Here is a 12,948-nt window from a genome sequence, read left to right as displayed (position 1 = left end):
TCCCTTACCTCTTTCTGTTTATAAGGAGAGGATTTTATATTTTTTAGTGAATTTTTGTGAGTATGGCAAGTTCTTTTGCTTGAAAGTCCATCATTCGTTATGAATTTAAAAACATTCTTTGATAAAAAGGGAGAAATCAAGATGAGCACAATAACTTTAGAAAAAGTAAAAACAATTAAAACCTTAAATAATATTGCAGAAATCGGGCTTAATGTATTCAATAAGGATAATTTTACAGTTGACAATAAGAGTGAAAACCCTGATGCGATTGTTCTTCGCAGTTATAACATGCATACTATGGAATTTGCCGATAATTTAAAAGCAATCGCACGAGCAGGAGCGGGAGTCAATAATATTCCTGTCGACAAATGTACAGAGCAAGGAATTGTTGTTTTTAATACTCCTGGCGCTAATGCTAATGCTGTGAAGGAAATGGTCCTAACAACATTAATGGCTTCATCTCGTAACCTTTTTGCTGGTGTGGCTTGGGCTAAGACGTTAGAAGGGGAAGGCGAACAAATTCCTAAGCTTGTAGAAGCAGGAAAGAAGCAATTTGTTGGAACAGAAATTAAAGGGAAAACTCTAGGTGTTATCGGTTTGGGGGCAATCGGTGCTCGTGTAGCGAATGATGCGCTAGGTCTAGACATGGACGTTATTGGATTTGACCCGTTCATCTCTGTCGATACTGCATGGAGCTTGTCACGCAAAGTACAACGCGCTATGACGATTGAACAGTTATTTGCTAACTCTGATTATATTACTATACACGTTCCGTATACTGAAAATACAAAAGGGATGTTCAACCAAGAAACATTCAGCATCATGAAGCCTGGTGTTCATATTTTAAATTTCTCACGTGGTGAGCTTGTGAATGAAACGGATATGGAAGCTGCACTTGCAAGTGGAAAAGTTGGTCAGTATATTACAGACTTCCCGAATGAAAAAGTGTTGAAAATGAAAAATGTCGTTCCAATCCCACACCTTGGTGCCTCTACGCAAGAATCAGAGGAAAACTGTGCCATTATGGCGGCTCGTCAGGTGAAGGAATTTCTAGAAACAGGAAACATCAAAAACTCAGTGAATTTTCCCAATGCCTCCCTTCCTTATACAGGAAAGCGACGTGTGGCGGCTTTTCACCAAAACGTTCCAAACATGGTTGGACAAATCACACAGACTTTATCAAGCCTTAATTTAAACATCGCTGATATGGTTAACAGAAGCCGAGGAGAATACGCCTATACGATGATTGACATTGATAACGAAGTAGATAGCTATATCATTCCTCAATTAGAGGAAAAAATTAAACAAATCGAGGGCATTGTGACAACTCGTATCATTTAAGCATACATGAATCGATCAGGAAGAGAACTAGGAAACACTACCTGATGACTAACGGGTTATATAGTTGATCTCGAAGCGATGATAAACTGGATTTGCAGAGGATTAATAAAATAAAAGATGTCAGTTATGAAATAACTATTGTATATAATAGACCAATAGAAAATGTGATGATTCAGTATCAATATTTGGGTCTATCATTCGTGAAATCAATTTCGATTAATTAAGTAATTCCTTCTGCACATAACAGGTGCTTAGAACAGCATACAAAATAATTTGTTGTGATAAATGAGATCATATGTAGGTCAAAAAAGGATAGATGTAACAGGGATTCTTCACTGTTCATCTATCCTTTTCTTTTATATAATATGTGTCAATATATTTAACTACAAAGTTATAAAGTTTTTTGATTTTTTTCTTGACTTTCAATATAAAATGTTAGGCTGCTTTTTTACTATGTTCTATCATTGTATTTGGTTTACGATTGACTAGATGGATGCTGAATGTAATGAAGAGGAGTCCGATAACAAGGTTTATCGTGAAAGGCTCGCTCAAGAATAATGTTCCTGCAAAGACAGAGAGTAGTGGAACAAGAAATGTATACGCTGCTACCTTACTAGCGTCCCCAGAGTTAACAAGCGTAAAGTAAATAATCCAACTAACGGCTATGCCTAGAATACTTCCAAAGATTAAACCGAATAAGTATGGGGGATTCCAAATTATGTTGGACCAACTCTCTACCCCCGAGCCGATACCAGTTAGGACAATCCCTCCAATCAAACATTGAAAGGCAGTAAGCCACATTAAATTTACCCGGTAACTAACTTTCTTAATATATACAGTACCAAGTGCCCAACTAAGTCCCGAGATTAAGGCTAATATGACACCTGTAATAGCTATATGACCGGAGAAACCTCCGGCACTAACAATTGAAACACCTAAGAATCCGATAATTAATCCGGTCACTTTTACGATAGTCATCCGTTCTCCTAGCCATAACCAGGCAAATAGACCAACAAGCACAGGCTGGAGATAAACAATAACCGAGAATAGTCCCGAGGGAATATACGTAAGCCCGACAGTTTGTACTCCATAAAACAAGATCACATTGAACATGGATGCTATTAAATAAATAGGCCAGTTTTCTTTCCAACGAATTTGTTTCCATTTTGGAGCTAGAAGAATTACTAACAGTAATCCGCCAAAAAGAGTACGCATTCCAGCAAATAGAAGGGGGGGAGTATATCCTAAGGCAATTTTGTATATGGGCCATGATGCTCCCCATAATACTACGAGAATAGTAATTAAGCTAATCGTTTTAGTGCGTGACAGTTCTTTCATGTTTTCTCTTCTTTCAAATTGAATTTATCCTGATAACAGTACATTACTTTTTAAATCATGTCTTTAATCTATATAGATTTCCAAATGATGACTTCACATCTATTCATTAGATGCTATCAAATTATAATTAGTAAAAAATATAATGTCAATTATAAAGGTAACGATTTCAGATATATCGGGACCTTTCATTCTCTCCCTTTTTATATGTTGTTATTATTTAATTCATTTAAAGAAAATAAAGAAATACAATTAGAGTAAAGTGAATCTAAAGTTGAGGATATGGAAGTGAATATAGCTATATTGACTAATGCGGAAGATCCAAAATTAGAAGAATTGTCAATAATTGATGTGAAAAAAATGATGGAATTCCACAACTGAAAAGAAGTATAAATAGGTTAATGCTCCATAAATTTTTCTTTTTTTATTATAGAACCTTAATATTAGTTTTCCAAAAGCCCCTTTTTTCATTCCTAACATTAAAAATATATAGGACATAATGTTTTCAATCATTAGAGATATGGGAAATTATTCCTTGCGTTCACCTATTAATACTGATAAATTGATACAGGATGTAAAGTATTTGTTCTGCTATTTTAGGGCATGATAAAAGCGAGGTGATGAAATGGCCACTGCAAAAATTGGTGATGTAATTTCCTTTAAACGGGAGGGTAAATCCCATGAAGGTGTCGTTTCAGGTATTAGGGAAAATTCCGTTATGGTTCAATACGGCTTTTCAAAAGTAAAAGATGAACCACTGATAACGATTGTGAATCATAAAAATTACAAATTAACAAAATCAAAAAGTTGATTGAATTGCTTTTGATAGTTTTTCCGTTTGGAATATAAAACGTAAACATCTCTATCCAGCAAACCAACACAATAGTGAAGAATACTAAGGAAATATCCCTTTCGATTTGAAGGGATATTTTTAGTTATGAATGAACTTTTTAGAACCAAACTAAGAGCTATTTTTTGTCACTTTTGTCAGTGAAAAATGAAAGTTTGGACAAAAAAATAACCTTCAAATGAAGGTTTGTCTGTACATACCTGTTCTATTAATGTTCGATAAGCCATGTTTTGTACCTTTGTACTTCAAACGGTTTTAACCTTGTACTTAGGTGGTAATCATCTATCTACAGAGAAGCAAAGCATCTCTGTCCTTCCCTCCGTTCAATTCCTTTGGGAAGATTCCCCTACCAAAGTTTGGGTTTCTCGCTCGTGGGGTTTACCGCGTTCCATCTTAAAGGTTTCCCTATAAGCTTCGTCACTGTGGCACTTTCAGGGATACTCAGCCATATCTCAAATGAGACTTAGGCGTTTTTTCCCGCCATCAATTCAGCTTTATGCGCCAAATTGCCCTAGCTTATGAATTCGCTAGGCACGATCACTACAGGCATCTCAGCACTGTGCGAGCATGGACTTTCCTCTGGCAACAACAAATGTTGCAGCGATTACCAGAACATTAATTCAGTTAGTGTACAATAAATATTATAACTAATGTTATGATGTAATAACAAACGTAATTATTGGTAATATATCATTCGGAAAAAATTGTAAAAGTTCATAGGCAAACGATTTTAATTTTGTACATAGTCTAATGAAGACACTAGATTAATTTAGATAAGGAGAATGGACGTGGAAAATATTGTAAGTACAGAATGGCTTGCTAGTGAAATGGAAAGGAAAAATAAAGAGCTGGTCATAGTAGATACACGATTTAATTTGAGCAATCCTGAGGAAGGATATAAACAGTATTTAGAGGGACATTTACCTGGTGCCGTTTATGTTGACCTCGAAAAACATCTTTCAGCGCAAATTGATAAACATGGCGGGCGTCATCCATTACCCGATGTAAACATATTGGCAAAAAAGCTTGGAGAACTCGGAATAAGCAATGATTCCAAAGTCGTTATTTATGACGATCAAGGTGGGATGATCGCTTCCAGGCTTTGGTGGCTGTTACATTACATAGGAGTATCTGATCCAGCTGTATTGGATGGAGGATGGAAAAAATGGACAAGTGAAAACAAATTAATTACGAATGTTACCTCTCAGCCTTCACCGAAAACTTTACTTCCACTAATAAATAATGATTGGAAATGGGTAGATCATTTAGAAGTTAAGAAAAAGCTTAATCATCCAGATACAATCTTAATCGACTCTAGAGAGAACCCGCGTTATCTTGGTGAATTCGAACCGATTGATTCCGTAGCAGGCCATATACCAAGTGCAAAAAATTATGTTTGGAAGAACGTTTTGAACGAAGAGGGAAGATGGAAGGAAAGAGAAGAGCTAATCACTCATTTTTCTGAAGTTCCATTATCTAAAGAAGTAATTGTTTATTGTGGATCTGGAGTTTCAGCATGTCCGAACATTTTGGCTCTTAAAGAAGCAGGATACTCAAATGTAAAATTATACGCTGGGAGCTGGAGCGATTGGATTTCGTATCCAACAAATCCTGTTGCAGTAGAGAATGAAAGAGAAGAAGATAAGTAGGTTAACAAACGGTTTAGGCGCATTCCTCTCATTAATGGAATAGCGCTTTTTTATTATTTGAGCCAAATAAAATGGAGAAAGTATGAAGGATACATGGAGAAATTTCATCGGAACAATCAAAGAAGAATCTGTGTTTAATGAACCAGCCTCTGCAGAAGATATTGAAAACATCGATTACAAGTTCAATATTGGTGATTAGTAGTACTCTTGAGGATGAACTGGTGCATCACACAAGAAATCATAAGCAAATGGTTGCAAGCCAGTAGGATAAGCTACAAACGATTTTCAACCGAATTGATGATCTCATATCACTTAATGCCTTCTCAACAAGAAGCTTTTACGACCATATCGAAAAAGAAAATAAAGACACCATTGATACGGTCAATCAGCTTGATCATGACTTAAAATCAGAATACATGTTGTCAGAAGGTGACAAGCGATATGTCACAGCTCTTTTTCAGCAATTGATTGAAGCATCTCGTAAGGGCAATATGATCTCACCAATCCATTTGAACTCAGAAGCCTACAAAGTAAGCGAGGTTTATCTATTAAACTCACGAAAACCATCATACTATGACAAAAAAACAAAATGAAATCAACAATAAAGTAAATTATAGTAAATTAAAGAAAAAAACAGTAAGTTATTCTTTACAAAAACAAAAAATTAAAATAAAATTAAATAAATTACAGAAAATTCAGTTAATTTCAAAAATAGGATGTGTGAAATATATGATTACTACAAAAAGAATAGAAATCCTAGCGAATTTTATTGAGGAAAATAGAACCGTTAGTATTCAAGAAATAGTTGATAAATTAAATATTTCCGCTGTTACTGCTAGAAAGGATGTAGAGTATCTTGAAGAACATACTCCTAATATTAAAAAGGTAAGAGGTGGAGCTGTTTGGCAAGAAAATGAAAGCGTTACCATAAGGAAGAATGGAAACACTTCGAAAGATTACTTAAACAATCGGTTTCTTAAACAAAGTATGACCAATCAAAATAATAAAAAACAGATAGCTTTAACAGCCTCATCCTTATTGCGAAATGGAGATAGTATTTTGATTGATGCGGGTTCTACTATGTATGAATTTGCTAAGAGTATAAGCCCTAATATAACGATTACGGCATTTATTACAGCTATGAATATTGCAGAGGTATTAGAGGGGATGGAGAATATTACAAAAATCATATTGGGAGGAGTGTTTAGGTCTAAAACGACTACTATGGTAAGTTCTATGATGGAGCAAATAATATCGACTATATTTGTAGATAAACTTTTTATTGCAGCATCAGGACTTTCCTACTCACATGGCTTTACTTGTAACGATATTTTAGAAGCAGATGTGAAAAAACAACTACTTAAATCTGCAAAAGAAGTTTATTGGTTGGTTGATTCATCCAAAATAGAAAAGATTAGCTCGTTTCAAATTGCTCAATTCGATTCATCACATACTATTATCACCGATGATAAGATAGACCCTGAAAATCAAAAGCAACTCGAAAAAATGATGAACGTTCTCATTGCATAATAAGTAGGAAGGTGAAGTATGAATATTTTTGTTGCGCAATCTGGAGGCCCAACGCCTGTTATTAATTCTACATTATATGGAGTACTTGCTCAATCACTAGAGCTTGATGAGATAAAGAACGTGATCGCATCTGTAGATGGCTTAGAAGGTATTTTGAGGAATAATATTATCCATTTAACCAATAAAATTGACTTAATAAAAAATGCAAAGGAGCAACCTGGAGCCATTTTAGGCGGATCCAGATATGAACTAACGAATGCAGATTTAGAAAAAATCGTAGATAAATTACTGGAACTTTCTATTAATGTCTTTTGCTACATAGGAGGAAATGGTTCCTCAAGAACAATAAATAAAGTTCATGAGATTTGTAAATCACGAAATTTGGATATTAGATGTATTTTTATTCCGAAAACAGTAGATAACGACATTTTTGGAACTGATCACACTCCCGGTTATATAAGCGCAGCAAAATTCTTATTGCATTCATTAAAACAGTTAGAAGCAGATATTAGGTCAAATAGCTTCCCCCCACAAATTGAAATAATGGAAGTTATGGGAGGGAATGCGGGGTGGCTAATTGGGGCAAGTGCGATTAGGAAAAAACACAAGAATGACTTTCCGCAATTAGTCTATTTACCTGAAAGAGAAACAACAATAGAAGAAATTTTATCTGATATCCAATCAGCAATGAAAGAAAATACGAATATCTTAATCATGGTCTCCGATCATATGAAACTTACATCCTTTACTTCTGAGATTAATCATCATAATCCACGACAAAAGTATAACGGTGGTATAAGTTATCGACTAGCTCAAGAAATTCAGAAACATTTAGAGATCAAAACAAGTATTACAATCCCAAATAAATTATATAGAAGTTCTATGAACTTGGTTTCTCATCAGGATTTACAAGAAGCTGAAATAATAGGGAAGGAGGCAATTAGGACTGCTTTAAAAGGGGAAACCGGGAAGATGATCGGGATTGAAAGGACTTCCAGTAACCCCTATGAATACAAATTAATACGGGTTGATTTATCTGAAATTTCTGGAAAAGAGAGGGTGATGCCTTCAGATTTTTGGGACTCAAGAAATTTTATGCCAACGGATAAATTTAAAAACTATTTACTACCATTGCTAGAAAAAGAGATCAATATGGATTCTAATTATTTAACGACTGAAAGTTTATATTAGGATGGGGGATTTTGATGAAAAAGTTTAAGTTATTCACATTACTCAGTGTTTTATTACTTATGCTATCAGCTTGCGGACCTCCTTCGACAGCATCTACATCAGAGGATACAAATGAGAATAACACAACTACTAAAGATGGAAAAACACAAATCCATTGGCTCCAGCATTGGGTGAATGAACAAGGTCCAGATAAAATCAATGAAGTCAAAAAAGCATTTGAGGCGAAACATCCTGATATTGAATTAATCATTGATGACCTTCCATTCGCACAAGAACATGATAAAATTTTGTCCTTAGATTTAGCAGGTAATCCACCGGACATTATTACGGCATCAGGAGCTTGGTTAACTGAATTTGCAGACGCCGGTATCATTGAACCAATCGATGATCGATTAGCTACATTACCAGAAGACATGAAAAAAGAAATAGAAGGACCAATGATGCTTCCTTATAAAGGGAACATATACGGTATGCCGATCACGAATGGGAATATTGCATTGTTCTATAATAAAAAGTTGCTGGATGAAGCTGGAGTGGAAGTTCCTACTACATGGGATGAATTTATGGAAGCATCTATTAAACTAACAGATCCGAGTAAAAATCGCTATGCCTTAACTGGGAATCTAGCTGCTGAGCCTCCAACTGTCATCACTTATGAAGTTATGCCCTTCATATTACAAGCTGGTGGAAAAATCTTAGAAAATAATAAAGCCGTATTTAATTCTCCTGAAGGTGTTAAAGCTTTAAATTATTTGAAAGATTTAATGGTAACAAATAAGGTAAGCACTCCAGGTGAACTAAGTGCAGGTGAAAAGGAAAAAAGAGCAAATTTCTCTTCTGGAAATGTTGCTTTCATGTTTGAAGGTCCATGGGGTGTAAACATACAGAAAAATTTAAATCCAGACTTGGACTTTGGGGTTGCACCATTACCAAAAGGGGAACAAACAGGAACCATCGCGCAAGGATCTGTTTTAGCACTTAGTTCAAAGGGGAAGAACAAAGACGCTGCATGGAAGTTTATTGAATTCATGGGTAGTGCTGAGGGACAGCTTTTATGGGATAAAGCGACAAATTTCTTTCCTTATAACACAGAAACCATGAATGATCCATATTTCAGAGAGGATCCTTATTTGAAGGTGTTTGTTGAGGAATTTGAAACATTTGATCGTGTAGAAGTTGTTGATCATTATTTACCAAATGCTGTGGATTTGAGAAAGCAATTTACCATTGAAATCCAAAACTTCATAACTGGTAAGAAGACGGCTGAGGAAGCATTAGATGATGCAGCTGCTTACTGGAATGAAGTTCTTGAAAAAAATAAATAATAGACGAACAAAAGCGGAAGCGCCTTGATCAGCCTCGGGAAAATAAGACGGTTTTGAATAGAAGGTGTTTTTTAACCTTCAATTCAAAAGTGGCTTAGACCCAAGAGGCAGTCAAGAACGCGACGTCCTGTCGCATTGACTGCACTTGCACGTCCTGTGCTTCGGGGCCGGACGCTTGCGCTGGATGCCATGCGCTTATCCACAGTACAAGAATTTTATAGTTTCTTAAACGATTAAAAATCAAGGGCTCACTTCGAGCCTTTGATTTTATGGAGGAATACAATGAAAAATAACCATGTGAGGAATGATTTAATAGATTACTTTAGAAAAGTGTCGTTTATTCTACCTGCCATAACATTACTTCTCTTGTTAACGGCTTATCCTTTATATCAGGTTATTTTAATGAGCTTTTATGACTATACCGACAAAGCAAATCCAGTATTTTCAGGAATAAAAAACTATGCAGAATTTATTGTTGACCCCATGTTTTGGAATGCATTGAAAAACACAGTTATTTTTACAGTGATTAGTGTTTTCTCTGGACTCACAATTGGTTTAACTTTTGCTTTACTTTTAAATCAACAAATCAACACGAAATTTAGGGCTATCTTTAGGTCTATTTTAATGTTTCCTTGGTTAACATCTTCAACGGTCGTTGCCGCCATTTTTATGTTACTATTTAATCCTTTTGGATTAGTAAATAAAATGTTAAGTGGACTAGGATTTACTGAAATTTCCCAAACGGCATGGTTAGGTGATGAAAAAACAGCATTACTAGCCGTAATTGTAGCGAATATTTGGAGAGGTTTTCCTTTTATGATGTTAATGCTATTAGCCGGTTTACAAACAATATCAAATGATTTATATGAAGCTGCAGATATTGATGGAGCAGGATTTTTTAAGAAATTAATCTATATTACTATACCTCAATTAAAAAATATTATTTTGACGTTAGGTATCCTAGAGTTTATTTGGAATTTCAGATCGTTTGATTTAGTCTTCCTTATGACTGGTGGCGGTCCAATGAATAGCACGGAAATTCTGTCAACATATATTTATCATCATGCTTTTAGAACGTTAGATTTTGGATACGCTTCTGCCACAGCTCTATTTATGCTCCTGATTATGGTAGCCTTATCATTTTTCTATTTAAAATCTTCAATCAAGAAGGAGGGAGAATAAATTGTTAAGGAAGAAAAATTTTTCTGTGTACTTATCATTAATCGTATTAGGAAGCATCGCCATGATACCTATTTTTTGGATGATTAGCATTGCATTTCGGACGAACCCTGAAGTGTTTGCATCACCCTTAAAATTATTACCCCCAACGTTTACTTTAGATGCATTTCAAACCGTTTTTGAAAACAAAGAATTAATTCGCCTATTTGTTAATAGTTATATTATTGCTTTATCCGTAACATTTATATGTATAATATGTGCAGCTATGGCGGGTTATGGTTTTTCTCGGTTTAATTTTAAAGGGAAAAGCTCAGCCTTAATCTATATTTTACTAACTCAGATGTTTCCAATGGTCCTTTTAGTTATTCCATACTTTCTATTTATTACAAGGGTGGGTCTATATAATACCTATTTGGCCTTAATTTTAGCATATACATCTTTCGCTCTGCCATTCTCTATCATGATGATGAGGGATTTTATAAATACGATTCCTAAAGAATTGGATGAGGCAGCGAAAATAGATGGCTGTGGTCCTCTAAAATCATTTTTTTATATAATATTACCTCCATGCTTGCCGGGATTAATAGCGACCGGAGTCTACACTTTTATTCTTGCTTGGAATGAGTTTCTATTCGCTGTTGTCCTAACAAATTCTATTAACGTTAGACCACTTACCATTGGAATTGGGATGTTGATTGGTGAGTTTACAACAGAATGGAATGCATTAATGGCTTTATCTTTTATGGCAAGTGCACCATTAATCATCGTGTTTTTATTTATTCAAAAATATTTCCTGCAAGGACTTACTGCAGGGAGTGTTAAATAAGAAAGAGGGATCTTACTCCTAAAAAGTTTGTTTACAACTTTAATAAAGAATGTTCACTGTCACTGGTTAGGGTTATATAAGAAGAATCTGCTCTTAGATATGTTGGTTTTGAGGTATGTAAATGATTGTAGTCGCACAATTCAATACATAAAAAAGCTTGGAAGTTAAGTAATTTACACACAACCAAGCTTTTTTCCTATCATAATTAATAATTTCTTCAAATAAAACCACTCAGCTTATTAATTTTTAGAACTCCCAAAAAAATATGGATTTAATCAAAAAGACAAATAACAATCGTTACGATTCAAGTTATAGAAGATAATCCCTAATTAAGTGAATAACCTGAACAATTAATATGAACCTCTATCTAAATAAATTGTATCACTTTCACCAAATATCCCTTCAAAATATAAATCCTAATAGTCACTATTTACGTCTTGCGTTGCTTTTTTGTTAGAAGATGTATTTTAATGTACGATATAAATCGTAATCATTTTGTTTGGTCTTTAATTTCTATTATTAAAAACGATAAAATAAAGATGGAAGCTTCAAAGACAAGTAAATATATGAATGAATATATTATAGGAGATTGCTATTCTTCAGCGGGGTGGTTAAAGGAGCTTGCGCAAGGGCATGTAATCAGCATACTCTGAAACGGAGGAATATGGAATCTTATCATTTGTTTATTAGTACTTAAAAAATTTTGAAGAAAGCTTTTAAAAATTTTACAAAAAACTTACTCCATTAGGCGATTTACATTTTGGCAAAGAAATAATACATATATTTAGATAGAGCGAGAATTGTTATTTAACAAACTACTTTAAAAATTTAGAAAATTTGGTACTATTATATATAATGAAATTTCAGTTAAGTATTAAACTGAAATCTATTAGATGTAAGATATAGGTCATTTTAAAAGGGGATACAAAATGTTGAACACAAAATACTTAGATTTACTGGATCAAAAATATGATAGTGAAGAAAAAGTAGTCACTGAAATTATTAATCTTGAAGCCATTCTTAATCTGCCAAAGGGGACAGAGCATTTTGTCAGTGATTTACACGGGGAGTATCAAGCCTTTCAGCACGTACTGAGAAATGGCTCGGGGAAGGTAAAAGAGAAAATTAAAGACCTTTTTGTAGAGGTTTTATCTGAACAAGAAATAAATGAATTTTCGGCATTAGTTTATTATCCTGAAGAAAAAATACAGTTAATTAAAAATAACTTTGACAATGAAACAGATTTATACCTATGGTACACAGAAATCATTGAGCGTATGATGAAGCTCATTTCTTATGCCTCCTCTAAATATACACGCTCGAAATTACGGAAAGCATTGCCTAGTCAGTTTGTTTATATTATAGAGGAGTTACTATACAAAACGGACGATTTCCAAAATAGGGAACCTTATTATTCAAAAATTGTCCAGCAAGTTATTTCCCTTGGTCAAGCAGATAAGCTCATTATAGGTCTTGCTTATACGACTCAGAGATTGGTTGTTGACCATCTTCATGTCGTAGGGGATATTTATGATCGCGGACCTGAGCCTGATAAAATTATGGAAGCTCTCATCAACTATCATTCCGTTGATATACAGTGGGGAAATCATGATGTTCTTTGGATAGGTGCCTTTGCCGGGTCAAAGGTTTGTCTCGCCAATATTATTCGAATCTGTGCGAGATACAATAATTTGGATATTATTGAAGATGTGTATGGAATCA

At 34.5% G+C, this 12,948-nt stretch carries 11 protein-coding genes and 1 other RNA gene; 10 read left to right on the top strand and 2 right to left on the bottom strand.

Features of this window, described 5'->3' with window-relative positions; all coding sequences use genetic code 11:
- Positions 1–141 precede the first annotated feature (141 nt).
- Positions 142–1,341 carry a phosphoglycerate dehydrogenase gene (locus K9V48_RS20235; protein WP_224140963.1) on the top strand — a complete coding sequence of 400 codons (1,200 nt, stop codon included), beginning with the start codon at positions 142–144 and terminating at the stop codon, positions 1,339–1,341.
- 435 nt (positions 1,342–1,776) lie between these two features.
- Here K9V48_RS20235 and K9V48_RS20230 read toward each other — a convergent pair whose 3' ends face one another.
- Entirely contained in the window at positions 1,777–2,679 is a 903-nt protein-coding gene (locus K9V48_RS20230) for a DMT family transporter (protein WP_224140962.1), read from the bottom strand.
- A gap of 622 nt (positions 2,680–3,301) precedes the next feature.
- On the opposite strand from K9V48_RS20230, the gene K9V48_RS20225 reads away from it, so the two are divergent.
- Entirely contained in the window at positions 3,302–3,487 is a 186-nt protein-coding gene (locus K9V48_RS20225) for a DUF2187 family protein (RefSeq protein ID WP_224140961.1), read from the top strand.
- A gap of 253 nt (positions 3,488–3,740) precedes the next feature.
- Here the strand turns inward: K9V48_RS20225 and rnpB are convergent.
- Positions 3,741–4,142: RNase P RNA component class B (gene rnpB / locus K9V48_RS20220), an RNA gene on the bottom strand.
- A gap of 166 nt (positions 4,143–4,308) precedes the next feature.
- On the opposite strand from rnpB, the gene K9V48_RS20215 reads away from it, so the two are divergent.
- The 8 genes from K9V48_RS20215 to K9V48_RS20180 all read left to right on the top strand — a co-directional run.
- Complete coding sequence (locus tag K9V48_RS20215) at positions 4,309–5,175, top strand: sulfurtransferase (protein ID WP_224140960.1); 867 nt, start codon at positions 4,309–4,311, stop codon at positions 5,173–5,175.
- Between the two features lie 281 nt (positions 5,176–5,456).
- Complete coding sequence (locus K9V48_RS29720; protein ID WP_224140981.1) at positions 5,457–5,768, top strand: T7SS effector LXG polymorphic toxin; 312 nt, start codon at positions 5,457–5,459, stop codon at positions 5,766–5,768.
- The gene (locus K9V48_RS20205) at positions 5,749–6,705 is read left to right on the top strand and encodes a DeoR/GlpR family DNA-binding transcription regulator (RefSeq protein WP_224140959.1); all 957 of its coding nucleotides are present in this window, start codon (positions 5,749–5,751) and stop codon (positions 6,703–6,705) included. Before K9V48_RS29720 ends, K9V48_RS20205 begins: the two co-directional genes overlap by 20 nt.
- An 18-nt stretch (positions 6,706–6,723) precedes the next feature.
- Positions 6,724–7,896, top strand: a complete 1,173-nt coding sequence (locus K9V48_RS20200; RefSeq protein ID WP_224140958.1) for a diphosphate--fructose-6-phosphate 1-phosphotransferase — start codon at positions 6,724–6,726, stop codon at positions 7,894–7,896.
- A 14-nt stretch (positions 7,897–7,910) separates the two neighbouring features.
- A complete protein-coding gene (locus K9V48_RS20195; protein WP_224140957.1) occupies positions 7,911–9,221 on the top strand; it encodes an ABC transporter substrate-binding protein in 1,311 nt (436 codons plus the stop codon).
- Positions 9,222–9,503: 282 nt separating this feature from the next.
- Complete coding sequence (locus K9V48_RS20190; protein ID WP_224140956.1) at positions 9,504–10,403, top strand: carbohydrate ABC transporter permease; 900 nt, start codon at positions 9,504–9,506, stop codon at positions 10,401–10,403.
- Between the two features lies 1 nt (position 10,404).
- The gene (locus K9V48_RS20185; RefSeq protein WP_224140955.1) at positions 10,405–11,226 is read left to right on the top strand and encodes a carbohydrate ABC transporter permease; all 822 of its coding nucleotides are present in this window, start codon (positions 10,405–10,407) and stop codon (positions 11,224–11,226) included.
- 932 nt (positions 11,227–12,158) lie between these two features.
- The coding region (locus K9V48_RS20180) for a fructose-bisphosphatase class III (protein WP_224140954.1) at positions 12,159–12,948 on the top strand (790 nt) is incomplete at its 3' end.

It is taken from the genome of Metabacillus rhizolycopersici (assembly GCF_020075705.1).
This window is presented reverse-complemented; position numbering and strand designations above follow the sequence as displayed.

Excerpts from the sequence above, each read along its gene's own strand:
- K9V48_RS20200 (WP_224140958.1), top strand. The coding sequence starts at position 6,724 with ATGAATATTTTTGTTGCGCAATCTGGAGGCCCAACGCCTGTTATTAAT.
- K9V48_RS20195 (WP_224140957.1), top strand. The coding sequence starts at position 7,911 with ATGAAAAAGTTTAAGTTATTCACATTACTCAGTGTTTTATTACTTATG.
- K9V48_RS20215 (WP_224140960.1), top strand. The coding sequence starts at position 4,309 with ATGGACGTGGAAAATATTGTAAGTACAGAATGGCTTGCTAGTGAAATG.
- K9V48_RS20225 (WP_224140961.1), top strand. The coding sequence starts at position 3,302 with ATGGCCACTGCAAAAATTGGTGATGTAATTTCCTTTAAACGGGAGGGT.
- K9V48_RS20190 (WP_224140956.1), top strand. The coding sequence starts at position 9,504 with ATGAAAAATAACCATGTGAGGAATGATTTAATAGATTACTTTAGAAAA.
- K9V48_RS20235 (WP_224140963.1), top strand. The coding sequence starts at position 142 with ATGAGCACAATAACTTTAGAAAAAGTAAAAACAATTAAAACCTTAAAT.
- K9V48_RS20230 (WP_224140962.1), bottom strand. The coding sequence starts at position 2,679 with ATGAAAGAACTGTCACGCACTAAAACGATTAGCTTAATTACTATTCTC.
- K9V48_RS20205 (WP_224140959.1), top strand. The coding sequence starts at position 5,749 with ATGACAAAAAAACAAAATGAAATCAACAATAAAGTAAATTATAGTAAA.